This is a genomic window from Curtobacterium sp. MCBD17_013 (genome assembly GCF_003234565.1).
Classification (GTDB): Bacteria; Actinomycetota; Actinomycetes; order Actinomycetales; family Microbacteriaceae; genus Curtobacterium.
Genome location: NZ_QKTU01000004.1, coordinates 189,276 through 212,656, shown reverse-complemented (window position 1 = coordinate 212,656; position 23,381 = coordinate 189,276). Strand labels below are relative to the sequence as shown.

Sequence of the window (23,381 nt, the reverse complement as noted above, 5' to 3'; positions counted from 1 at the left end):
AAGTTGAGCCCTCCACCGGAGCGTTCGCCGGGCGTCGCCCCGCGGAACACCCCACCGGAGTGGGATTCACGGACACCTCACCTCGACACGAAAGCAGCACACCTGTGACTCGCACGTTCTCACCGAAGCCCGCGGACGTCCAGCCGAAGTGGCTCGTCATCGACGCCACCGACGTCGTCCTCGGCCGCCTCGCCTCGCACGCCGCGGCGCTCCTGCGCGGCAAGCACAAGGCCACCTTCGCTCCGCACATGGACATGGGTGACTTCGTCATCATCGTCAACGCCGAGAAGGTCGCCCTGACCGGCTCGAAGCTGGCGCAGAAGACGTACTACCGGCACTCCGGCTACCCGGGCGGCATCACCGCCACGACCTACCCGGAGATGCTCGAGAAGCACCCGACCCGCGCCGTCGAGAAGGCGATCCGCGGCATGCTCCCGAAGAACAGCCTCGGCCGCGCCCAGCTCAAGAAGCTCAAGGTCTACGCCGGTCCCGAGCACCCGCACGTCGCCCAGCAGCCGACGCCGTACACCCTCGACCAGGTCGCGCAGTAACGACGGCCACGCAGCAGAAGACACAGGACTCCACACTCATGGCTCAGATCGCAGACTCCATCGACCAGACCCCGTCGAGCTTCAGCACCGAGAGCGCCCCGGCGACCTCGGAGGCGGCTCCTCGTCAGATCCTCAACGTCTCGGGCGCGGCCGTCGGTCGCCGCAAGGAGGCCATCGCCCGCGTGCGCCTCGTCCCCGGCGCCGGCACGTTCTCGGTGAACGGCCGCTCGCTCGAGGACTACTTCCCGAACAAGCTCCACCAGCAGCTCATCAACGACCCGTTCAAGGTCCTCGAGCTCATCGGTTCGTACGACGTCACCGCCCGCATCACCGGTGGAGGCCCCTCGGGCCAGGCCGGCGCGCTGCGTCTGGCGATCGCCCGGGCGCTCAACGAGATCGACCGCGAGAACAACCGCGCCACGCTCAAGAAGGCGGGCTTCCTCACCCGTGACGCCCGCGTCATCGAGCGCAAGAAGGCCGGTCTCAAGAAGGCCCGTAAGGCGTCGCAGTTCTCGAAGCGCTGATCGCGCTTCGGACGGCATCACCGTGCCACGTCTGTTCGGAACGGACGGTGTTCGTGGTCTCGCCAACGGCGAGCTGACGGCCGCGCTCGCACTGGGCCTCGCCCAGGCGAGCGCGGCCGTGCTCACGCACGGACACCACGCGGACGCACGTCGTGCGTCCGGTCGGCCGCGTCCCATCGCGGTCCTGGCGCGCGATCCGCGCGTCTCCGGGGAGTTCCTGGGCGCGGCCGTCGCGGCCGGCCTGGCGAGCGCCGGCGTCGACGTCCTCGACGCCGGGGTCATCCCCACCCCCGCGGCGGCGTTCCTCGTCGCCGACATCGACGCGGACTTCGGCGTGATGGTCTCCGCGTCCCACAACCCGGCGCCCGACAACGGGATCAAGTTCTTCGCCGCCGGCGGCCGGAAGCTCCCCGACGAGGTCGAGGACCGCATCGAGGCAGCGATCGGGAGCGCCGAGGTCCCGGTGCCCACCGGCGCCGACGTCGGGCGGATCACCCGCTTCGCCGACGCCGAGGACCGCTACGTCGTCCACCTGCTGAGCACCCTGCCCGCGCGGCTCGACGGCATCCACGTCGTCCTCGACTGTGCGAACGGGGCCGCGGCCGCGGTGTCGCCCGAGGTGTTCGTCAACGCCGGCGCGCGGATCACCCTCATCGGTGCCGACCCGGACGGCGTCAACATCAACGACGGCGTCGGGTCGACCCACATCGACAACCTCGCCCGCGCCGTGCTCGAGGCCGGCGCCGACGTCGGGATCGCCCACGACGGCGACGCCGACCGGTGTCTGGCGGTCGACGCCGAGGGCAACGCGATCGACGGCGACCAGATCATGGCGATCCTCGCGCTGTCCCTCAAGGAGCGCGGCCGGTTGCAGGACGACACGCTCGTGGCCACGGTCATGAGCAACCTCGGTCTCCGCCGGGCGATGGCCGAGAACGACATCGCGGTGCTCGAGACCGCCGTGGGCGACCGGTACGTGCTCGAGAAGATGGTCGAGGGCGGGTACTCGCTCGGCGGCGAGCAGTCGGGCCACATCATCTTCAACGAGTTCGCCACGACCGGCGACGGCATCCTGACCGGGCTCCACCTGGTCGCCGAGATGGCCCGCACGGGCAAGACCCTGGCCGAACTGGCCGCGTGCATGACCGTGTTCCCGCAGGTGCTCGTCAACGTGCGCGGTGTCGACCGGCACGGCCTCGACGACGCCGGTGTCCAGCGCGCCATCGCGGGCGCCGAGGCAGCGCTCGGTGACACCGGGCGGGTCCTGCTCCGGCCGTCGGGCACCGAACCCGTGGTCCGGGTGATGGTCGAGGCGGCGGACCAGGCGACCGCGGAGCGCGTCGCCAACGAACTCGCCGCGGTCGTGCACGACCGGCTCGGACTCGACGCGGCCTGATCACGGCCGGGTGGTGCGTCAGATCTTGCGGAGCAGCACGCTCGAGACGGAGTGGTCTGCGCCCTTCTTGAGCACGAGCGTCGCCCGGGATCGCGTCGGCAGGACGTTCTCGAGGAGGTTCGGCTCGTTGATGCTCCGCCAGACGTCCGTCGCGGTGCGGACGGCGTCCTCGTGGGAGAGCGTCGCGAAGCGGTGGAAGAACGAGTTCGGGTCCGCGAAGGCCGCCTGCTGCAGGGCGAGGAAGCGGTCGACGTACCAGGACTCGATGTCGCGGGTCTTCGCGTCGACGTAGATCGTGAAGTCGAAGAGGTCCGACAGTGCCAGGCCGCCGTTGACGGGTGGTGCGAGCACCGTGAGCCCCTCGACGATGAGCACGTCGGGCTGGCGGACGACGATCTCGGCGTCGGGCACGATGTCGTACTGCAGATGTGAGTAGAACGGGGCGCGGACCTCGGCCGCACCACTCTTGACCTGGCTGACGAAGCGCAGCAGGGCGCGGCGATCGTAGGACTCGGGGAACCCCTTGCGGTCCATGATCCCGCGGCGCTCGAGCTCCGCGTTCGGGTAGAGGAAGCCGTCCGTCGTCACGAGTTCGACCCGCGGGGTGTCCTCCCAGCGCTTCGTCAGCTCGCGGAGCAGCCGCGCGACGGTGGACTTGCCCACCGCGACGGACCCCGCGACGCCGATCACGAAGGGCGTGCGTGACGCTCGCTCGCCGAGGAACCCGCTCGTGGCCGCGTGGAGGCTCCGGGCGCCCGCCGCGTAGAGGTTGAGCAGCCGGGACAGCGGGAGGTAGACCTGTTGCACCTCGTCCATGTCGAGCCGGTCGCCGAGCCCGCGGAGCTGGACGATCTCGGTCTCGGTGAGCGCGAGGTGCTGGGAGGGTGCGAGGGCGGACCACTCGGGGCGGTCGATCTCGACGAAGGGCGTCGGGTGGGCGACGGTCTCCGCGTGGGCGTTGGCCATGAGGACGAGGGTAGACGAGAGGATGGTGCAGTCTCCGAGCCGACGCGGTGTGGACGACGTGCTGTCCACGGCGGGTGGACCGGATCACAGCACCGCGGGAGACCCTGAGCGCACAGCCGGCGCTCGCCGGCGTCGCGATCCTCGTGATGGCGGTCGTCGTCCCCACCGCACTGGCCCTGGGCCTCCACGCGGAACTCCGTCTCGAGGCGCCGACCGTGCAGTGGTGGCCGAGCTGGCTCAAGCTGCCGCGGCGGCAGACCGCCTACGAGAGCACGCCCACTGCCTGGGACAAGGCCGCCCGGCGACAGGGCGACAAGTGGATCCGCATATCGCTCCCCGACGGACAGCGCGTCGGCGGCTGGATGAGCGGGGCCAGCTTCGTGTCCACCTATCCGCAGCCACGAGACGTCTTCATACAGGAGCAGTTCCCGCCCCAGGCCTCGTCGAAGTGACCGAGCGCGTCGCTCTCCTGGGCGTACTGCTGTCTGTTGTCTGAGTAGGGTCGGCCGCATGGAATACCGTCATCTGGGCAACACGGGACTGCAGGTCTCCACGATCAGCCTCGGCACGATGGGGTTCGCCGGCACCGGCTGGGCGAGTCCGGTCGGCCACATCGACGTCGATGGGGCTCGCCGGCAGATCGACATCGCGCGCGACGCGGGCGTCAACCTCATCGACACGGCCGACGTCTACTCCGACGGCGCGTCCGAGGAGATCCTCGGCCAGGCGCTCGGCAGCGCGCGCGAGGACGTGCTCATCGCCACGAAGGTCCGCGGGGGCATGGGCCCCGGGCCGAACGACGGCGGGCTGTCCCGTCACCACATCGTCAAGGCCGCCGAGGACAGCCTCCGTCGGCTCGGTACCGACCACATCGACCTCTACCAGCTGCACGGCTGGGACGGCTCGACGCCCCTCGAGGAGACGCTGAGCGCGCTGGACGACCTCGTCCGGTCGGGCAAGGTGCGGTACATCGGTGCGTCGAACTTCTCCGGATGGCACCTCATGAAGGCGATGTGGGCCTCCGACAAGCACCACCTGGAGCACTTCGCGAGCCAGCAGATCTACTACTCGCTGCAGTCCCGCGACGCCGAGAACGAGCTCGTGCCGATCACGCTCGACCAGGGCATCGGCATCCTCGTCTGGAGTCCGCTCGCGGGCGGGCTGCTCACCGGCAAGTACCGTCGCGGTCAGGACGTGCCCGAGGGTTCGCGGCGCTTCGAGGGCTGGACCGAGCCGCCCATCGACGACGAGGACCGCCTGTACGACACGATCGAGGTGCTCGTCGACATCGCCGAGCAGCGGGGCGTCACCGCGACGCAGGTCGGCCTGGCCTGGACGCTCGCGAAGCCGGGCGTCACCTCGGCGATCGTCGGCGCGCGGACCGAGGAGCAGCTCACCGACAGCCTCGGAGCGGCAGACGTCCAGCTCTCCGCGGACGAGATCGCCCGCCTCGACGACGCGAGTGCGACCCCGCTGCAGTACCCGTACTGGCACCAGGCGAACACGGCGGACGGTCGGTCGAGCGCGGCCGACCTCAGCCTCATCGGGCGACACCTGCACCAGGACTGACCGCCGGTCGGTCCGAGGCCCCGCACGCCACCGAGCGTGCGGGGCCTCGCCCGCAGGCTCAGGCGGGGAGCGCGGCCTCGATCACGGCGACGATCGCCGGGTCGTCCGGCACAGTCGTGGGCCGGAACCGGTGGACGGCGCCGTCCGGCGTCACGACGAACTTCTCGAAGTTCCACGTCACCCGTCCGGCCTTGCCGTTCGCGTCCGGGGTCTGCTTGAGCTCCTGGTACAGCGGATGGGCGCCGCGGCCGTTCACCTTGACCTTCTCGGACATCGGGAACGTGACGCCCCAGGTGGTGCTGCAGTACTCCTCGATGGCCTCGGACGACCCGAGCTCCTGCAGGAACTGGTTGCTCGGGAACCCGAGGACGGTGAACCCACGGTCGCCGTACCGGCGCTGGAGTTCCTCGAGCTGCTCGTACTGCGGCGCGAGGCCGCATCGGGAGGCCACGTTCACCACGAGGACGACCTTGTCGGTGAACGCGCCGAAGGTGGTCTGCTCGCCCTGGAGCGTGGTGATCGGGATGTCGGTGAGGGTCACGGGCCGAAGCTAGACCCGGCAGCTGGGCGCCGTGCGTGTCCCCGGACCGGCGACCGGCAGGGCGATCGCGCGACGCCCGTGCGGCGGGCTCCCGGCCGCGCACCCCATAGGATCGAGCGCATGTGTGGCATCGTCGGGTACGTCGGCAACGGCAGCAGTCTGGAGGTCCTCCTCGGCGGACTGGGTCGGCTCGAGTACCGGGGGTACGACTCCGCGGGCGTCGCCGTGATCGACGCCGCGGGCGACCTCGAGTCGCGCAAGCGGGCCGGCAAGCTGCAGGTCCTCAAGGACGACCTGCAGGCCGACCCGATGACGGACGGCCGCACGGGCATCGGCCACACGCGATGGGCGACGCACGGCGGCCCGACCGATGGCAACGCCCACCCGCACCTGGCCGACGGTGGCAAGTTGGCGCTCATCCACAACGGCATCATCGAGAACTTCGCCCTGCTCAAGGACGAGCTCCTGGCCGAGGGTGTGACGTTCCACAGCGAGACGGACAGCGAGGTCGCGGCGCACCTGGTCGCGCGGGAGTTCCGTGCCGGCCACGACCTGACCGAGGCGATGCGGCGGACGGTCGCCCGACTCGACGGCGCCTTCACGCTGCTCGTCGTGCACGCGGACGAGCCGGACGTCGTGGTCGGCGCCCGCCGCAACTCGCCCCTGGTGGTCGGCCTGGGCGACGGCGAGAACTTCCTCGGCTCGGACGTCGCGGCCTTCGTGTCGCACACCAAGCGCGCGCTGGCGATCGGGCAGGACGAGATCGTCACGATCCGGCCCGACGCCGTGACGGTGATCGGGTTCGACGGCACGCCCGCGACCGCGAGCGAGTTCGAGGTGTCGTGGGACGCGTCCGCAGCCGAGAAGGGCGGCTGGTCGAGCTTCATGGCGAAGGAGATCAGCGAGGAGCCCGAGGCGGTCGCGAACACGCTGCTCGGCCGCGTGCACGACGGCGCCGTGACCCTGACGGACCTCGAGCCGATCGCGGACCGCCTCGCCCAGGTCGACCGCGTCATCGTGATCGCCTGTGGCACCGCGGCGTACGCCGGGATCCTCGGCAAGTACGCGATCGAGCAGTGGGCGCGGGTCCCGGTCGAGGTCGAGCTCGCGCACGAGTTCCGGTACCGCGACCCGGTCCTCGACGAGCGGACCCTCGTCGTGTCGATCAGCCAGTCCGGCGAGACCATGGACACCCTGATGGCGGTCAAGTACGCCCGTGAGCAGGGTGCCCGCACGCTGTCCATCTGCAACACCCAGGGCGCGACGATCCCGCGCGAGTCCGACGCCGTGCTGTACACGCACGCGGGCCCCGAGGTCGCCGTGGCCTCGACGAAGGCGTTCCTGGCGCAGGGTGTCGCGCTGTACCTGCTCGGCCTGCACCTCGCGACGCTCCGGGGCACGCTCACGCCGGAGCAGGTCGCGGCGCAGGTCGCGGAGCTCGACGCGCTCCCGGCGAAGCTGCAGCAGACGATCGAGGACGCCGCCTCGGTGACCGAGCTCGCGCGCTGGATGGCGGACACCCGGAGCGTGTTGTTCCTCGGGCGCCACGTCGGCTACCCCATCGCCCTCGAGGGGGCGCTCAAGCTCAAGGAACTCGCGTACATCCACGCCGAGGGCTTCGCCGCGGGCGAGCTCAAGCACGGCCCGATCGCGCTCATCGAACCGGGGCAGATCGTGTTCGTCATCGTGCCGAGCCCCCGCGACGAGCGGTCGCTCCACCCGAAGGTCGTCTCGAACATCCAGGAGATCCGGGCCCGTGGGGCGCGGGTCATCGCGATCGCGGAAGAGGGCGACGCGGCCGTCCTGCCCTACGCCGACGAGGTCCTGCGCATCCCGCTGGCGACGCCGCTGTTCGAGCCGCTCCTGGCGGTCGCGCCGCTGCACATGTTCGGGATGGAGCTGGCGGCGGCCAAGGGGCTCGACGTGGACCAGCCCCGCAACCTCGCCAAGTCGGTGACCGTCGAGTAGTCCCGTGATCATCGGCATCGGTGTCGACGTCGTGGACCTCGGTCGGTTCGCCGGGGTCCTCGAGCGCACGCCCGCGCTCCGACGTCGCCTGTTCACGCCGGCGGAGCTGCTGCGGGACGGCGAGCCCCGCCCCACCGCCTCGCTCGCCGCCCGCTTCGCGGCCAAGGAAGCCCTGATCAAGGCGTTCGGCACGAGTGCGGGACTGAGCTGGCAGGAACTCGAGGTCGTCGCGGACGACCAGCGTGCACCGTCGCTGACCCTGCACGCGGGGGCCCAGGCGGTGGCCGACGCGCGTGGCGTGACGGCCGTCCATCTGTCACTGTCGCACGATGGACCGATCGCGACGGCGTTCGTCGTCATCGAAGGGAACTGAGGAGTTGACCGACCATACGTGGAGGCCGCGCGGGAGCGCGCGGCCGACCCAGCACGCCGGGGCCGAACCGTGCCTCCCGTCCGTGGTGGTGACCCGGTGAGCGCGTTCACCGGCGTCACCGTCGACCGGGAGGCCCTGATCGCCAACTACGCGACGCTCGCCGAGCGGGTGGCACCGGCGGGCGTGATCGCGGTCGTCAAGGCCGACGGGTACGGGCACGGCGCCGTCGAGGCGGCACGCGCCTTCGTCGACGCGGGCGCGGAGTGGCTCGGCGTCGCGGACGTCGACGAGGCCCTCGCGCTCCGGCGCGCGGGCATCGACGTCCGGATCCTCGCGTGGCTGCACGCCCCGGACGAGGACTTCGTGCGCGCCGCATCCGAGGGCATCACGCCAGCCGTCTCGTCGGTCGAGCAGCTCGCCGCGGCGGCCGGCGCGGAGGTGCCAGCGGTCCACCTCGTCCTCGACACCGGCCTGAGCCGCAACGGCGCCGTCGAGTCCGAGTGGCCCGAGCTCTTCGCCGCTGCCGCGGCGCTGCCGCGGACACGGGTGGAGGGCGTCATGTCGCACCTGGCCAACGCGTCCCGCGAGGACGACCTCGCCCAGGACGCCGCCCTCGACCGGGCGCTCTCGGCGCTCGCCGCCCACGGGATCGTGCCCGAGGTCGTCCACCTCGCGGCGAGCGCGGCGTCGATCGCGGTGCCCGAGACGCGACGCGACCTGGCCCGGATCGGCCTGTCCCTGTACGGCCTGAGCCCGTTCGCGGACCGGACGTCCGCCGAGCTCGGACTCCGCCCGGCGATGACGGTCACGGCGTCGGTCCTCCGGACGATCCGGGTGCCGGCGGGGCACGGTGTCTCGTACGGCTACACCCACCGCACCGAGCGCGAGACGACGCTCGCGATCATCGGACTCGGCTACGCGGACGGCTTCGACCGTGGCTTCGGCAACCGGGTGTCGGTGTCGATCGGCGGCCGACGCTTCCCGGTGGTCGGCCGCGTGGCGATGAACGCGATGCACATCGACGTCGGCGACGCGGAGGTCGCGGCGGGCGACGAGGTCGTCCTCTGGGGCGACCCGGCCACCGGGGTGCCGTCCGTCGAGGAGTGGGCGGCCGCCATCGGCACGATCAACTACGAGGTGGTCGCACGACTCGGCCCCCTCCTGGCGAGGAGGACCATGTGAGCGCGCCGCTCCGCGAGGCCGTCGTCGACCTCGATGCGTACCGGGCCAACATCGACCTCCTGCGGTCGTGGATGGACCCGGTCGAGGTCATGGTGGTCCTCAAGGCCGACGGGTACGGACACGGCATGGTGCCCCTCGCGCTCACCGCGGTCGACGCGGGCGTCCGCTGGCTCGGGGTGCTCACGGTCGAGGCGGCCCTGCGGCTGCGCTCGGTCGGTGTCGGCGAGGACGTCCGGTTGTTCGCGTGGCAGCACGACCCGGACCTCGACCCCCGGGACGCCGTGGACTCCGGTGTCGACCTCGGGGTGTCGAACGTGGCCGAGCTCGACCGGATCGTCGCGGCCGTGACCCAGCGGCCGGCGCGCGTGCACCTCGGCGTCGACACGGGCCTCCACCGCGACGGCGCGACGCCGGACCGGTGGCCTGCGCTCGTCGAACGTGCCCGTGACGCCCAGCGCGCCGGTGCGATCGAGGCCGTCGCCGCGTACACGCACCTCGCGGAGGCGTCCGACGACGACGACGCCGCGGCGGTCGCCGTGTTCACCGAGGCGGTCGACGCCGCCGCGGGACTCGGGCTCGAGCTGCCGATCCGGCACGTCGCCGCCAGCCTCGCCGGCCTCGAACGGCCCGAGTTCCGGCACGACATGGTCCGCATGGGGGCGAACACGTACGGCATCCCCGGCGCGGACGGCGTCACCGCGGCGGACCTCGGGCTCACCCCCGTGATGACGCTCACGGCGTCGGTCGCGAAGGTCAAGCGGGTCCCCGTCGGCACGGGTGTCTCGTACGACTACACCTACCGGACCGCCGCCGAGACCACGCTCGCCCTCGTGCCCGTCGGCTACGCGGACGGCGTGCCCCGGCGCGCCCAGGGACGGGTCGAGGTCACGATCGGCGGCGTCCGCTACCCGATCGCGGGCCGGGTGGCGATGGACCAGTTCCTCGTCGACGTCGGGGACGACGACGTCCGTGTGGGCGACACGGTCGTGTTGTTCGGCCCGGGCGAGCGCGGCGAGTCGACGATCCTCGAGTGGGCCGCGGGGCTCGACACGATCGGCGAGGAGCTCGCCTGCCGGATCGGCGGACGCGTGCCACGGCGCTACTCCGGGCGGCACGCCGAGGAGTTCAGCCAGCGCGCCGCCGTCCTGAACCGCAGTGCGGGTGGCCGACCGTGACCGTGCTGCTCGACGTCGTGGTCGACGGCACCGGGGCCATGGAGGCGCTCGGAGCCCGGCTCGCAGCGGTGCTCCGTGCGGGGGACCTCGTCGTGCTGACGGGGCCCCTGGGCGCGGGCAAGACGACCCTGACCCGCGGCCTCGGCGCCGCCATGGGCGCACGGGGTCAGGTGTCGAGCCCGACCTTCGTGCTCGCCCGGACCCACCCGACGGCCCGGGGCGTCGACCTCGTGCACGTCGACGCGTACCGGCTGTCCGACCCGGTCGAACTCGACGACCTCGACCTCGACTGGGACGGCTCGGTCGTCGTCGTCGAGTGGGGGCGGGGCATGGTGGACGGCATCAGCGCGGACGTGCTCGAGGTCGAGATCGAGCGGGCGAGTGGTGCTGCGCTGCCCGGCGACGGTGCGGGCGGGATCGACGCGGACGACGTCGACCCGGACGACGTCCCGGACGAACCGCGCCACGTGGTGGTCCGCGCCGTGGGCCCGCGCTGGGACGGCGTCACCGTCTGACGCTGTGCGCCCCGGGTCGGCTGCGCACCATCCGTCCCCCGGGCGCACAGGTCACGATCCGGTCACACCGCTACCGTCGCCGCCATGAAGATGCTCCCGAAAGCAATCCTCGTGTCCATCCTCGGTGTGGCCGCGTCATCCGGCCTCGTCGGGCAGACCGCGTTCGCGGAAGCGGCCGACTCGACGGCGCCGTCCGCGGCGAACGCGACGCGACCGCACGTCGTGATGATCGGCGACTCGATCATGGCCGGCTACGGCCTCGCCAGCCCGGACCAGGCGTGGCCCGCCCTGGAGGCGGCGGACGAGCACGTCGACGTGACGAACCTCGCGTGCAGCGGTGCCGGGTTCGTCCGGGTCGGCGACTGTGGGACGGACTTCAACGGGCTCGTCGGGCAGGCCGTCGCGGCGCACCCCGACCTCGTCGTCATCCAGGCGTCCGACAACGACCAGGGCCAGAGCGCCGCTGCGATCGCCAGGGGAGCCTGGAGGACCGTGGCGCGCATCCACGGCGCACTGCCGAATGCCCGGATCGTCGGGCTGAGCACCCTCTGGAACCAGCCCGGGCCCGCGGACCCGGTGGTCGCGGAGAGCTCGGACGCCCTGCAGGCCGCGGTGACCGCCGCCGGCGGGACGTTCGTCGACGTCGGGCAGCCGCTCGCCGGACAGCCGCAACTCCTCCAGGGGGACAGCGAGCACCCGACCGTCGAGGGCCAGCGGGTCCTCGGGGGCGCGATCGCGGACGACCTCGCCGCGGCCGGCATCAGCAACTGAGCAACCCGCCGGCCGGTGCCGTGCACCGGCCGGCGACGGTGCGCCCGCGGTCGTCCAGCTCGTCCGACAGCTCGACCCCGTCCCCGCGTGCGCCGGGGAGGCGCGGGTGGGCCACCCCGCGTCCCCGCCACGACCGTACGATGGTCCGGTGCTCCTGACCATCGACACGTCCGCCGGAACGGCCGTCGCCCTCGTCGACCCGGCCGCCCGGACCGTGCTCGCCGAGCGGAGCACCGAGGACACCCGGCGGCACGCCGAGGTCGTCGGGCCCTTCCTGGCCGACGTCCTGTCGATCGCCGGCGTCACCCCTGCGGAGGTCACGGGCGTGGTCGCGGGCATGGGTCCCGGGCCGTTCACGGGCCTCCGGGTCGGGATCGCCGCGGCGCGGACGTTCGCCGTCGCGCGATCGGTGCCGTTCCTCCCGGTCGTGAGCCACGACGCCGTCGCCGCGGCCGAGGCCGACGGCGGCCCGCTCGTCGTCCTGACCGACGCGCGCCGACGCGAGGTCTACTGGAGCGTCTACGCGGGCGGCAGCGAGGCGGCGGCGACCGACCGGTCGGACCGGCACCGTGCCTCCCGACCGCTCCCGGTGCGGACCGCCGGGCCCGGGCTCGCGCGCCCGGACGACCTCGACGCCGTGCTCGGTGACGCCGCCGACCTGCGCCGCGTCACCGCGGTGACGATCCCGGCCGGGCGCCTCGGACTGCTCGCCGCCGAACGCCTGGCGGTCGGCACACCGTTCGCCGACGACGAGCCGCTGTACCTCCGGGACCCGGACGTGACCATGCCGGGTGCGCCGAAGCGGGTGCGCTCGTGAGCTGGCGGATCCGGGCCGCACGGCCCGACGACCTCGACGCGGTCATGCGGCTCGAGCGGACCTCCTTCCCGACCGACGCGTGGTCGACCGCGCAGATGAGGGAGGAGTTCCGCTCGCCCTACGGCCACTACGTCGTGGCCGAGACGACCGACGAGGCACCGGAGCCGGTCCTGGTCGGGTACGCCGGGTTCTCGTCGTTGCCCGGAGGACACGACGGTGACGTCCAGACGATCGCCGTGGCCGCCGACCACCGCGGGCAGGGCCTCGGGCGAGCGCTGTTCCGCGAGCTGCTCGACGAGGCCGCCCGCCGCGACGTGCGCGAGGTGTTCCTCGAGGTCCGTGCTGACAATCCCGTCGCGCAGGCCATGTACCGCTCGTTCGGCTTCGAGGCCATCGGCACGCGGCCGCGGTACTACCAACCCGACGACGTCGACGCGCTGGTCATGCGGGGCTCGGTCCGGGACCGAACGACGGGAGGCACGGCATGAGCACGACGACGGACGGCCCGCTGGTCCTCGGGATCGAGACGAGCTGCGACGAGACCGGCGTCGGCATCGTGCGGGGCCGCACCCTGCTCGCGAACGTCATCGCGTCGAGCATGGAGGAACACGCCCGCTACGGCGGGGTCGTGCCCGAGGTCGCGGCGCGCGCCCACCTCGAGGCCATGACCCCGACGCTCGAGCAGGCACTCGACGCCGCGGGCGTGCGGCTCGACGAGCTCGACGCCGTCGCCGTGACCGCGGGACCCGGGTTGGCCGGTGCCCTCATGGTGGGGGTCGGCGCGGCGAAGGCGCTCGCGGTCGCGACCGGCAAGCCGCTCTACGGCGTGAACCACCTGGTCGGCCACGTCGGGGCGGACGTCCTGCGTGCCGACGGCACCGAGATCGAACTGCCGACGGTCGCACTGCTGGTGTCCGGCGGCCACACGTCGCTCCTGCTCGTGCGGGACCTCGTCGACGACGTCGAGCTCCTCGGTGAGACGATCGACGACGCTGCCGGTGAGGCGTTCGACAAGGTCGCACGGCTGCTCGGGCTGCCGTACCCGGGCGGGCCCGAGATCGACCGAGCCGCCGCCGATGGCGACCCCTCCGCGATCCGGTTCCCCCGCGGCCTCACCCTGCCGAAGGACATGGCGGCCCACCGGTACGACTTCTCGTTCTCCGGCCTCAAGACCGCGGTCGCCCGCTGGGTCGAGCGCTGCCGCGACGACGGGCGCGACGTCCCCGTCGCCGACGTCGCCGCGAGCTTCCGCGAGGCCGTCGTCGACGTGCTCCTGACGAAGGCGCTCGCCGCGTGCCGGGACACCGGCGTCGACCGGCTCCTGCTCGGCGGGGGTGTCGTCGCGAACCGGCGGCTCCGGGCCGTGGCCGAGGAACGGTGCGCGGCCGCCGGCGTCACGCTCCGGATCCCGCCGCTCGACCTCTGCACCGACAACGGCGCGATGATCGCCGCGATCGGGGCGCAGCTCGTGGCGTCCGGGCACGCCCCGAGCGACCTGGGGATCGCGGCGGACTCGACGTTGCCCGTGACGACCGTGCAGGTCTGACGACGGTGCAGGCCCGACGACCGTGCAGGTCTGACGACGGTGCAGGCCCGACGACCGTGCAGGTCTGACGACGGTGCAGGCCCGACGACGGTACAGGTCTGACGGGGGTGCAGGTCTGACGGGGGTGCAGGTCGGACGACGGTGCAGGCCTGACGACCGCGGCGGCGCGGCATCGCGCGTCCGCTGGCCGTGCCTCCCCCGCTCCGGGGGTGCTGGCGGCCGGTCGTGCGCACGCGCCCTGTGGGAGGATCGGCGGGACGCCCGCACCGTGGGCGACGAGGAGGGGAACACGTGTCCGACCAGAACGACCAGCCGCAGTACGGACAGACGCCGTCCGGCCAGGCGCCGTCCGGACAGACACCGTCCGGACACCACGGGTACGGACAGCCGCAGTTCGGACAGCCGCAGCACGGGCAGCAGTCGCCGTACGGACAGCAGGGTCAGCACGGGCAGCAGCCGTACGGGCAGGCGCAGTACGGCCAGCCCAATCCCTACGGGCAGCAGCCGTACGGCCAGCCGCAGTACGGCCAGCCCAATCCCTACGGGCAGCCCGGGTCGGGGTACCCGCAGGCGTCGTCGAGCTGGAACCTGTTCTCGATCCTCGCCATCGTGTTCGGCTTCGTGGTGGCGCCCCTCGGGGTGGTGTTCGGGCACATCAGCCTGCACCAGATCAAGCGCACGGGGGAGCAGGGGCGCCCGCTCGCGCTCACGGGGCTCATCGTGGGCTACGTGATCACGGCGCTGTGGGTCGCCTACATCGTGTTCATCGTCATCTTCTTCGCGTTCGTCGCGTCGCACAACGGCGACTACTCGAACTACCCGAACACCTGATCCCGGGCCGTCCCGCCCGCCCGCCGACGGCGGTCCTCACCGAGATCGCACAACACGCCGCTCACCTTCGAAGGTGAGCGGCGTGTTGTGCGATCTCGGCGGATGGGGCCGGGCAGGACCGGCGTCAGGGGCGATCGCACAGGACGGCCGCGTGCCGTCCCTCCAGGCGGGTGAGGACGAGCGTCGCCTGCCCGGACCCGCCCTGGAGGCGCAACCGCCGACGGAACTGCGCGGGGTCCACGTCGACACCGCGCTTCTTGATCTCCACCCGGCCGACGCCGTCCGCGGCGAGCCGAGCCCCGATCCGCTTCGGGTCGAGGGGCAGGACGTCGCGGACGCGGAACACCTGCGCGAACGGGGTGTCGACGGGGGCGTCCGTGCTCAGGTAGGCGATGCCCGACGAGAGCATCCGGCCGCCGAGTCGCCGCCCGAGATCTCCGATGAGCCGAGCTCGGATGACCGCGCCGTCCGGCTCGACGAGGTACTCGCCCAGCGGGCCGACCTCGACGTCCTCGGCGTCGGCCGGTCCCGTGAGCTCGGCGACACCGTGCACCCCGATGACGGTCGCGGCCCGCTGGACGTTCGGCCGTGCGAGGGGACCGAACCACAGCGCGAGTTCGACGACCTCGCGGTCGACGCTCGTCCACTGTGCCTCGGCCGTGTCGGGGACGAGGTCGCGGTCGACGCCCGGCCCGAGCTTGACCCCGGTGGGCAGCTGCGTCGCCGCGGCGAACACCGTGTCGAGCGACGGGGACCAGTCGTCCGGGTCCTCCAGCCGTCGTGTGTCGCTGTGTCCCGCGGTGCGCCGTGCCGGATCGAGCCACACGCCGTCGACCCGGCCGACGTCGAAGCGGGCCGCGTCCCCGAGCTCGACCCGGGCCGCGGGCCACGGTGCCAGGTTGTGCGTGGCGATCGCGGCGGTGACCTCGTCGCGGTCGACGGCGACGACCTCCAGGTCGAGCGCCGCGAGCGCGAGCGCGTCCCCGCCGATGCCGCACCCGAGGTCGGCGACGCGTGTGATCCCGGCGGCGGCGAACCGGCCGGCGTGCTGTGCCGCGACGCGGAGGCGCGTCGCCTGCTCGAGACCGGCCTCGGTGAACAGCATCCGGCCCGCGAAGTCGCCGAACTTCGAGCGGGCCCGCTGACGGAGTCGCGCCTGCGTCAGGACCGTCGCGACGAGCCGGGGATCGTGGCCCTCGGCGCGGAGGCGCGACACGGCACGGACGACGTCGTCGCCCTCCGCGAGACCTGGGACGCGATCGAGGAGCGCCATGCCCTCGGGCGTGAGCAGCTGTGCGAGGTCGGCGGCGTCCATGCCCCGATCCTCCCAGTTCCCGCACGACGGTTCGGCAAGCCCCCACTTCCGTGACCGTCGGCGGACGGCTGTCTGAACAGTCGGTGACGACGGTGAACGCAGGGGAAACCCGGCCTCGGAGCGGGCTTACGGTGTTCCGCGGATCCCCCCGGACGGGGGTCCGATCAGGGCGTCCCGTGCTGCTCCACGGGGCCGGGAGCGGAAGGGGCTCGGGTGTCGAATCGGTTCGCGTACGGGGTCGTCGGGCTCGTCGTCGCACTCGTCGTGACGGCCGGCATCGTCGTGCCGCACCTCCTGCCGACGCGCGCCGTCCCCGGGCACTACGACGTCGCCGCGGGCACCGACGTCTGCGGGACGGGATGGACCGACCCCGCGGGCGGCACGCAGACGCTCCGCATCACGAACACCTCGGTCGCGGGCGTCGAGGTGCAGCTCGAGGACCCCCGGTCCGGGGCCGTGTACCTCGACGCCGAGGGGCTCGGTGCCGGCGCGTCCCAGACCTACCGCGTGCGCCTCGGCTCGGGCGCCTACCGGTTCCGCTGCCTGCCGGCCGACGCCGACGCGGTGGTGGGTCCCGTCGTCCACCTCCACGGTGCGGCGCACGTGACCGGCGCGACGCCCGGGGTCGTGCCCGTCACCCGGAACGACCTCATCCCCGCCGCGAAGGCGTACGGCGACTGGATCGAGGGTCGACTGCCCGTGCTCGAGGCCGACGTCCGGCGGGTCGCCGCCGACGTGCACGCCGGCGACCGCGCGGCCGCCGAGCGGGACTGGCTGACCGGGCACACGGAGTACGGGCAGCTCGGCGCCGCCTACGGGGCGTTCGGCGACGCTGACACGGCCATCGACGGCACTCCCGCATCGGGGCGGACCGCGCTCGACGACCCGGACCTCACCGGGTTCCACCGCCTGGAGGCCCTGCTCTGGTCCGGCGCACCGGTGTCCGCGAGCGCTCCGGTCGCCGACGCGCTCGTCGCGGCCGTCCAGCACCTCGAGGCCACGTTCCCGACCGCCCGCATCGACCCGCTCGACATCGGGCTCCGCGCACACGAGATCCTCGAGAACGCGCTGCAGTTCGAGGCCACGGGCGCGACCGACGCCGGCAGCCACACGAACCTGGCCACCATCGCCGCGAACGTCGCCGGCACGGAGCGGGCCCTCGACCCGATCAGGGGGATCCTCCGCACCCGGTACCCGCACCTCGCCGCGACCGATGCGGCACTCGCCGCGCTCACGGCGCGCGTCGACGAGGGCCGCCACGCCGACGGCACGTGGACGCCGCTCGCCGACCTCACGACCACGCAGCGGGAGGACCTCGACGCGTCCATCGACCGCGCACTCGAACTGCTCGCGCCCGTCGCGGCGATCTGCGACATCCGGAGGACCTCGTGACCGACCAGCCCCAGTGCCCGCACGCCGCGGCACGCCGTCCCTCCCGCCGTGGGTTCCTGGCGGGAGCGGCCGGAGCCGGCGCCGGGGCGGCGGCGACCATGACCGCGGCCCTGGCACCGGGCCTCCCGGCCGTGGCCGACACGACCGCGGCGAGCGCCGGGAACCCGGCGAGCGACACCGCGACCGACGGTGGTGCCGCGGCGTCGTACGCGTTCCACGGCGCCCACCAGGCGGGCATCACCACACCGGCCCAGCGGTCGGCGGCCTTCGTGGCGCTCGACGTGACCGCGGCCTCCCGGTCCGAGCTGCGCGACCTGCTGCGCACGATCACGGAGCGCTCGCGGTTCCTCACCCGCGGCGGACAGCCGACCGACGTCGGGATCACGGCACCGCCGTCGGACTCGGGCGTGCTCGGACCGGACGTGCCCGCCGACGGTCTGACGGTCACCACGAGTGTCGGGGCGTCGCTGTTCGACGACCGGTACGGCATCGCGGACCGGAAGCCCGCGCGCCTGCGGACCATGGAGGACTTCCCGAACGACGCGCTCGACCGGGCGATCTGCGACGGCGACCTGCTCCTGCAGGTGTGCGCGAACAACACCGACACGGTCGTGCACGCGCTCCGGGACGTCACGCGGGCGACGCGCGGTGCGATGCAGGTGCGGTGGCGACAGGACGGCTTCGTGTCCCCGCCGCGGCCGAGTGGCACGCCGCGGAACCTGCTGGGGTTCAAGGACGGCACCGCCAACCCGTCGACGAGCGACCGGACGGCCATGGACGACCTCGTGTGGACCCGGGCCGGCCGGATCGAGGACGGCGTCGTCGAGCCGGACTGGGTGACCGGCGGCAGCTACCACGTCGTGCGGACGATCCGGATGCTCGTCGAGTTCTGGGACCGCGTGTCCCTGCACGAGCAGGAGACGATGATCGGCCGCCACCGCGACTCCGGCGCCCCGCTCACCCGAACGCACGAGTTCGACGACCCGGACTACGCGGACGACCCGACGGGCGACGTCATCCAGCTCGACGCGCACATCCGGCTGGCGAACCCCCGCACGGCCGCGGCGAAGCGCCAGCAGATGCTCCGTCGCCCCTACAACTACGACGCCGGCACCGACGCGAACGGGAACCTCGACATGGGGCTGCTGTTCACGTGCTTCCAGGCGGACCTCGAACGGCAGTTCGTCACGGTCCAGAAGCGCCTCGCCGACGAACCGCTCGTCGACTACATCTCGCCCGTCGGCGGCGGCTACTTCTTCGCCCTCCCGGGAGTCCGCCACGCGGACGACTGGCTGGGACGACCACTGCTCAGTTGACGCACTGTTCCACACACCATCAGACAGGGGACACCAGTGATCCGACCATCCGCGCTCATGCGGTCGACGAAGGGGCGACTCGTACTCGCCGCCGGAGCGACCGCCGTGGCCGCCGTGACCGTGGGGGCCATCGCCATCGCGCCGCTCACGGCATCGGCCACGAACCAACCGGCCTCGTCGTCGCGCACGAGCACGCCCATCAAGCACCTCGTGGTGTTGTTCGACGAGAACGTCTCGTTCGACCACTACTTCGCGACCTACCCGAACGCGACGAACACCGACGGCACGACCTTCGCCGCCGCCAAGGGCACGCCGAGGGTGAACGACCTCGTCACCTCGGGCACGCTGACGGGGAACCCGAACCTCTACGCGCCGAGCCGGCTCACCCCGTCCCAGGCGCTCACCTGCGACCAGAACCACGGGTACGCCGCCGAGCAGAAGGCCGAGGACGGCGGGAAGATGGACGCCTTCGTCCAGAACACCTCGACCGACACCTGCACGGGCGAGTACGGCAGCCCGGGCCTGGCCATGGACTACTACGACGGCAACACCGTCACGGGTCTGTGGAACTACGCCCAGAACTACGCCATGAGCGACAACGCCTGGGACACGACCTTCGGGCCGTCCACCCCCGGTGCGCTGAACCTCGTGAGCGGCCAGACGCACGGCGGCGTGGCGGTCGACTCCCTGACCGGCGCCGTGGTCAAGGGCTCCACCGCGGTCGCCTCGGCGAACGCGGACGGTGTGGGCACCGTGATCGGTGACCCGGACCCCGCCTACGACGACTGCTCCGACAGCGACCACACGTCGACGTCGAACCTCGTCGCGATGCAGGGCAAGAACATCGGTGACCTGCTCAACGCCAAGGGCGTCACGTGGGGCTGGTTCCAGGGCGGTTTCACGCCGACCACGAAGTACGCGGGCTCCGGCACGTACGCCAAGTGCGACGCCACCACCGCGAACGTCGGCGGGACCGCGGCGAAGGACTACTCGCCGCACCACAACCCGTTCGCGTACTACAAGTCGACGTCGAACCCCCACCACCTGCCGCCGACGAGCGACGCGATGATCGGGCACAGCGACCAGGCGAACCACGAGTACGACCTGTCGGCGTTCACCACCGCGCTCGCGCAGGACAACGTCCCCGCCGTGTCGTTCCTCAAGGCCCCCGAGGCGCAGGACGGCCACCCGGGCTACTCCGACCCGATCGACGAGCAGCAGTTCCTGACGCGCGAGATCAACGCCATCGAGCAGTCGAAGGCGTGGTCCTCGACCGCGATCGTCATCAACTACGACGACTCGGACGGCTGGTACGACCACCAGGCCCCGACGATCCTCAACGGGTCGAAGGACACGGCGACCGACAGCACGATCTGCACGAACGCCCGTGCCGCGGTCGCCGGGGGGTACCAGGACCGCTGCGGCCCCTCGCAGCGCCTGCCGTACCTCGTCATCTCGCCCTTCGCCAAGCAGAACGCGGTCGACCACACCCGGATCGAGCAGACGTCGACCACGGCGTTCATCGAGGACAACTGGGGCCTCGGCCACATCGGGGACGCCTCGTTCGACCGTCGCGGTGGATCGCTCGCCGGCATGTTCGACTTCGCGCACCCGCAGCAGCGCGAGGTCCTGCTGGACACCACCACCGGCGCCGTCGCGAAGGTCGTGTCGACCGTCCCGACGCACACGCCGGCCCCGCCGCACGGGCCGGGGAAGCCGGGAAAGCCGGGGAAGCCGGGCTGGGGCGGTGGGCACCACCACCACCACCACCACTGACGCCGCCGCGCGTCGGCGGGGGGACGTGACCGCCTGACGGCCGGGAGGCACGGTGCAAGCCCGCACCGTGCCTCCCGTTCGTCGTCGGTCCGGGGCCGCGGCCGCTCGCGGTCCCGCGCGGAGGAGCACGATGGAGGACATGAGCAACGTCGCCGTCATCGGAGCCACCGGTCACATCGGGAGCTTCCTCGTGCCCCGCCTCGTCCGGAGCGGACACCACGTGGTCGCCATCAGTCGCGGGCACCGCGCCCCCTACGTGGCGGACGCCACGTGGGACGACGTGGAGCGGGTCGTGCTCGACCGCGAGGGCGACCCCGAGGGGTTCCCACGCGCCGTGGCCGACCTCGGGGCCGACGTCGTCGTCGACCTGACGAGCTTCACCGAGGACGACGCCCGGGGTCTCGTCGAGGCGCTCCGCGGGCGCGCCGGGCACCTCGTGCACTGCGGCACGATCTGGGTGCACGGTCCGTCGCTCGTCGTCCCCACCTCGGAGGACGACCCGCGGGGGCCGATCGGCGAGTACGGCACCCGGAAGGCGGCGATCGAGGACCTGCTGCTCGCCGAGTCCGCCCGCGCCGACGGGCTCCCCGCCACCGTGCTCCGCGCCGGCCACATCACCGGCCCCGGGTGGCCCGTCATCACGCCGCTCGGGAACCTCGACGCGACCGTCTGGGAACGCCTCGCCACGGGGGAGCCGCTCACCGTGCCGGACCTCGGGCTCGAGACGCTGCACCACGTGCACGCCGACGACGTCGCCCAGGCGTTCGCGCTCGCCATCGAGCGGCCGGACGTGGCCGCCGGCCGTGTCTACAACGTCGTGTCGCCGCGGGCGATGAGCGTCCGCGGGCTCGCCGAGGGCGTCGCGAGCTGGTTCGGGCGCACCGCGGATCTCCGTCCGGCCTCGTGGGAGGCGTTCCGCGCGTCCACCACGCCGGAGCACGCCGACACGACGTTCGAGCACGTGCGCCGAAGCCACGCGATGAGCATCGACCGGGCCGCGACGGAGCTCGGGTACGCGCCGGGCTGGACCTCCCTGGAGGCCCTCGCCGACGCCCTCGTGTGGCTCGCGGACCACGGCCAGGTCGACCTCGGCGGCTCCGTGCCCGAGGTCGTCCGGACGCTCGCCGCCGGCCGGCGGTAGGCTCTTGGCACTCGGATTGACCGAGTGCCAGACCACCCCCTACAGTTGGGGTTGGCACTGCCCCCGGGGGAGTGCCAGCCCCAGTTTTTCTTCAGTACCGAGAAAGAAGAGGTCAGCCGTGGCTGTCAGCATCAAGCCGCTCGAAGATCGCATCGTCATCCGTCAGGTCGAGGCGGAGCAGACCACTGCGTCCGGTCTCGTCATCCCGGACACGGCGAAGGAGAAGCCCCAGGAGGGCGAGGTCGTGGCCGTCGGCCCGGGTCGCATCGACGACAACGGCAACCGTGTGCCGCTCGACGTCGCGGTCGGCGACAAGGTCATCTACTCGAAGTACGGCGGAACCGAGGTCAAGTACTCGGGCGAGGACCTCCTGGTCCTGTCCGCGCGCGACGTGCTCGCCGTCGTCGTCCGCTAGGACAGCACCAGCAGCAGGACCAGCTCCAGCAGGCCCCGTCGGTTCCGACCGTCGGGGCCTGCTGCTGTCCCGGCCCGGGCACCCGGCGTCCGCACGTCAGCCTGGCGCGCGTCCCGTCGGACGACGGCGGTTCCGTCGCCCGGGAACGCGCCAGCCGGGCGACCACGGTGTCGCCGGTGCCTAGGATCGGACGCGTGCCAGCACGACCCGCGTCCGCCGAACCCCGATCGGAAGCGGCCGTCGGCGTCGTCCAGGCCCTGGCCGCGTACGGGCTCTGGGGCCTCATGCCGCTGCTGTTCGTGGCCATGGCACCGGCGGGAGCCACCGAGATCGTCGCGTGGCGGATCCTCTTCGCACTGGTGTTCTGCGCCGTCCTGACGGCGGTGCTCCGCGCGTGGGGTCGCCTGGTCGCGCTGCTCCGACAACCGCGGGTCATGGGCGTGATGGCGCTCGCCGCGTTCCTCATCGTCGTCAACTGGACCGTGTACGTCGTCGCCACGACCACCGGTCACACCGTCGAGGCGGCCCTGGGGTACTTCATCAACCCGCTCGTGACGATCTTCCTCGGCGTCGTGCTGCTGGGGGAACGCCTCCGCGCCGCACAGTGGGCGGCGGTGGGCATCAGCGTCGTGGCGGTGGTGATCGTGGCCGTCGGGTACGGCCGGATGCCGTGGATCTCGCTCGCCCTCGCGTTCTCGTTCGGGCTCTACGGGCTCGTCAAGAAGCGCGTGAGCGGGGTCGTCGACGCGGTCAGCGGCCTCACCATCGAGACCATGTGGCTGACCCCCGTCGCGGTGATCGGCCTCGTCGTCGTCGCCACCGCGTCCCGTGGGGAGATCACCCTCACGGCGAACGGCTGGGTGCACGCGCTCATCACCATCGCGGCTGGGCCGGCGACCGCGGTGCCGCTGCTGCTGTTCGCGTCGTCCGCACGCCGGCTCAGCCTGTCGACGCTCGGCCTGACGCAGTACCTGACCCCGGTCCTCCAGCTCGTGGTCGGCGTCTGGCTGCAGCACGAGCCGATGTCGCCGGAACGGTGGGTCGGGTTCGCGCTGGTCTGGGTGGCGCTCGTCGTCCTGTCGACCGACGGTCTGCTCGCGGGGCGCCGAGCCCGGCGCCCCGTCGGCGACCCTGTCCGCGTCGACCCCGTGATCTGAGCGCGCCGACAGGCTGACGCTCCGACGGGCCTCCGGGCCGAGCGCGAGCAGCGGCTGCACTGTGCACCCGCTGGGTCCGCATCGCCGTTCCCGTTCGTTCCCACAGGTTCGGTCACGGTTCAGCAACGAAACACCACCCTGACG

24 protein-coding genes are annotated in these 23,381 nt (G+C 72.5%); 21 read left to right on the top strand and 3 right to left on the bottom strand.

Annotation, left to right across the window (positions count from 1 at the left end; genetic code table 11):
• The first annotated feature begins 104 nt into the window (after window positions 1-104).
• The 3 genes from rplM to glmM are packed head-to-tail and all read left to right on the top strand — an operon-like array spanning window position 105 to window position 2,471.
• The gene (gene rplM / locus DEI81_RS07080) at window positions 105-551 is read left to right on the top strand and encodes a 50S ribosomal protein L13 (protein WP_111009818.1); all 447 of its coding nucleotides are present in this window, start codon (window positions 105-107) and stop codon (window positions 549-551) included.
• Window positions 552-589: 38 nt separating this feature from the next.
• Complete coding sequence (gene rpsI / locus DEI81_RS07075) at window positions 590-1,075, top strand: 30S ribosomal protein S9 (RefSeq protein ID WP_111009817.1); 486 nt, start codon at window positions 590-592, stop codon at window positions 1,073-1,075.
• Between the two features lie 22 nt (window positions 1,076-1,097).
• Window positions 1,098-2,471 carry a phosphoglucosamine mutase gene (gene glmM, locus DEI81_RS07070; protein WP_111009816.1) on the top strand — a complete coding sequence of 458 codons (1,374 nt, stop codon included), beginning with the start codon at window positions 1,098-1,100 and terminating at the stop codon, window positions 2,469-2,471.
• An 18-nt stretch (window positions 2,472-2,489) separates the two neighbouring features.
• Here glmM and coaA read toward each other — a convergent pair whose 3' ends face one another.
• A complete protein-coding gene (gene coaA / locus DEI81_RS07065; protein ID WP_111009815.1) occupies window positions 2,490-3,437 on the bottom strand; it encodes a type I pantothenate kinase in 948 nt (315 codons plus the stop codon).
• Window positions 3,438-3,511: 74 nt separating this feature from the next.
• On the opposite strand from coaA, the gene DEI81_RS07060 reads away from it, so the two are divergent.
• Both DEI81_RS07060 and DEI81_RS07055 read left to right on the top strand, forming a co-directional pair.
• Window positions 3,512-3,889: a DUF6338 family protein gene (locus DEI81_RS07060; RefSeq protein WP_111009814.1), complete on the top strand. Its 378-nt coding sequence runs from the start codon at window positions 3,512-3,514 to the stop codon at window positions 3,887-3,889.
• 58 nt (window positions 3,890-3,947) lie between these two features.
• Window positions 3,948-5,006: an aldo/keto reductase gene (locus DEI81_RS07055; RefSeq protein ID WP_111009813.1), complete on the top strand. Its 1,059-nt coding sequence runs from the start codon at window positions 3,948-3,950 to the stop codon at window positions 5,004-5,006.
• A gap of 58 nt (window positions 5,007-5,064) precedes the next feature.
• Here the strand turns inward: DEI81_RS07055 and DEI81_RS07050 are convergent, their stop codons facing one another.
• The gene (locus DEI81_RS07050; RefSeq protein WP_111009812.1) at window positions 5,065-5,547 is read right to left on the bottom strand and encodes a glutathione peroxidase; all 483 of its coding nucleotides are present in this window, start codon (window positions 5,545-5,547) and stop codon (window positions 5,065-5,067) included.
• A gap of 120 nt (window positions 5,548-5,667) precedes the next feature.
• Here DEI81_RS07050 and glmS point away from each other — a divergent pair, with 120 nt between their 5' ends.
• From glmS to DEI81_RS16655, 10 genes are all read left to right on the top strand, one after another.
• Window positions 5,668-7,515, top strand: a complete 1,848-nt coding sequence (gene glmS, locus DEI81_RS07045; protein WP_111009811.1) for a glutamine--fructose-6-phosphate transaminase (isomerizing) — start codon at window positions 5,668-5,670, stop codon at window positions 7,513-7,515.
• 4 nt (window positions 7,516-7,519) lie between these two features.
• Entirely contained in the window at window positions 7,520-7,888 is a 369-nt protein-coding gene (locus DEI81_RS07040) for a holo-ACP synthase (protein WP_111009810.1), read from the top strand.
• A gap of 96 nt (window positions 7,889-7,984) precedes the next feature.
• Window positions 7,985-9,070 (top strand): alanine racemase, encoded by a 1,086-nt coding sequence (alr, locus tag DEI81_RS07035; protein WP_111009907.1) that lies wholly within the window; start codon window positions 7,985-7,987, stop codon window positions 9,068-9,070.
• The gene (alr, locus tag DEI81_RS07030) at window positions 9,067-10,245 is read left to right on the top strand and encodes an alanine racemase (RefSeq protein WP_111009809.1); all 1,179 of its coding nucleotides are present in this window, start codon (window positions 9,067-9,069) and stop codon (window positions 10,243-10,245) included. Before alr (DEI81_RS07035) ends, alr (DEI81_RS07030) begins: the two co-directional genes overlap by 4 nt.
• Before the next feature lie 38 nt (window positions 10,246-10,283).
• Window positions 10,284-10,760 carry a tRNA (adenosine(37)-N6)-threonylcarbamoyltransferase complex ATPase subunit type 1 TsaE gene (tsaE, locus tag DEI81_RS07025; protein ID WP_111009906.1) on the top strand — a complete coding sequence of 159 codons (477 nt, stop codon included), beginning with the start codon at window positions 10,284-10,286 and terminating at the stop codon, window positions 10,758-10,760.
• An 84-nt stretch (window positions 10,761-10,844) separates the two neighbouring features.
• Window positions 10,845-11,531 carry an SGNH/GDSL hydrolase family protein gene (locus tag DEI81_RS07020; RefSeq protein WP_111009808.1) on the top strand — a complete coding sequence of 229 codons (687 nt, stop codon included), beginning with the start codon at window positions 10,845-10,847 and terminating at the stop codon, window positions 11,529-11,531.
• 148 nt (window positions 11,532-11,679) lie between these two features.
• Window positions 11,680-12,348, top strand: a complete 669-nt coding sequence (tsaB, locus tag DEI81_RS07015) for a tRNA (adenosine(37)-N6)-threonylcarbamoyltransferase complex dimerization subunit type 1 TsaB (protein ID WP_111009807.1) — start codon at window positions 11,680-11,682, stop codon at window positions 12,346-12,348.
• On the top strand, window positions 12,345-12,836 hold the full coding sequence (gene rimI / locus DEI81_RS07010; RefSeq protein ID WP_258368543.1) for a ribosomal protein S18-alanine N-acetyltransferase: 492 nt from the start codon (window positions 12,345-12,347) through the stop codon (window positions 12,834-12,836). The genes tsaB and rimI overlap by 4 nt, the downstream gene beginning before the upstream one ends.
• The gene (gene tsaD, locus DEI81_RS07005) at window positions 12,833-13,894 is read left to right on the top strand and encodes a tRNA (adenosine(37)-N6)-threonylcarbamoyltransferase complex transferase subunit TsaD (RefSeq protein ID WP_111009806.1); all 1,062 of its coding nucleotides are present in this window, start codon (window positions 12,833-12,835) and stop codon (window positions 13,892-13,894) included. Before rimI ends, tsaD begins: the two co-directional genes overlap by 4 nt.
• Window positions 13,895-14,185: 291 nt before the next feature.
• Complete coding sequence (locus tag DEI81_RS16655) at window positions 14,186-14,725, top strand: DUF4190 domain-containing protein (protein ID WP_111009805.1); 540 nt, start codon at window positions 14,186-14,188, stop codon at window positions 14,723-14,725.
• Between the two features lie 124 nt (window positions 14,726-14,849).
• Here DEI81_RS16655 and DEI81_RS06995 read toward each other — a convergent pair whose 3' ends face one another.
• Window positions 14,850-16,040, bottom strand: coding sequence for a class I SAM-dependent methyltransferase (locus DEI81_RS06995; protein WP_111009804.1), 1,191 nt, complete (start codon window positions 16,038-16,040; stop codon window positions 14,850-14,852).
• Window positions 16,041-16,253: 213 nt separating this feature from the next.
• On the opposite strand from DEI81_RS06995, the gene DEI81_RS06990 reads away from it, so the two are divergent.
• From DEI81_RS06990 to rarD, 6 genes are all read left to right on the top strand, one after another.
• Complete coding sequence (locus tag DEI81_RS06990) at window positions 16,254-17,432, top strand: EfeM/EfeO family lipoprotein (protein WP_111009803.1); 1,179 nt, start codon at window positions 16,254-16,256, stop codon at window positions 17,430-17,432.
• On the top strand, window positions 17,429-18,748 hold the full coding sequence (gene efeB, locus DEI81_RS06985; protein WP_111009802.1) for an iron uptake transporter deferrochelatase/peroxidase subunit: 1,320 nt from the start codon (window positions 17,429-17,431) through the stop codon (window positions 18,746-18,748). Before DEI81_RS06990 ends, efeB begins: the two co-directional genes overlap by 4 nt.
• A gap of 36 nt (window positions 18,749-18,784) precedes the next feature.
• Window positions 18,785-20,524 carry an alkaline phosphatase family protein gene (locus tag DEI81_RS06980; RefSeq protein WP_258368542.1) on the top strand — a complete coding sequence of 580 codons (1,740 nt, stop codon included), beginning with the start codon at window positions 18,785-18,787 and terminating at the stop codon, window positions 20,522-20,524.
• 139 nt (window positions 20,525-20,663) lie between these two features.
• Window positions 20,664-21,665 (top strand): NAD(P)-dependent oxidoreductase, encoded by a 1,002-nt coding sequence (locus DEI81_RS06975; protein WP_111009904.1) that lies wholly within the window; start codon window positions 20,664-20,666, stop codon window positions 21,663-21,665.
• 118 nt (window positions 21,666-21,783) lie between these two features.
• The gene (gene groES / locus DEI81_RS06970; RefSeq protein WP_111009800.1) at window positions 21,784-22,080 is read left to right on the top strand and encodes a co-chaperone GroES; all 297 of its coding nucleotides are present in this window, start codon (window positions 21,784-21,786) and stop codon (window positions 22,078-22,080) included.
• A gap of 194 nt (window positions 22,081-22,274) precedes the next feature.
• Window positions 22,275-23,237: an EamA family transporter RarD gene (gene rarD, locus DEI81_RS06965; protein ID WP_258368541.1), complete on the top strand. Its 963-nt coding sequence runs from the start codon at window positions 22,275-22,277 to the stop codon at window positions 23,235-23,237.
• Window positions 23,238-23,381 lie beyond the last annotated feature (144 nt).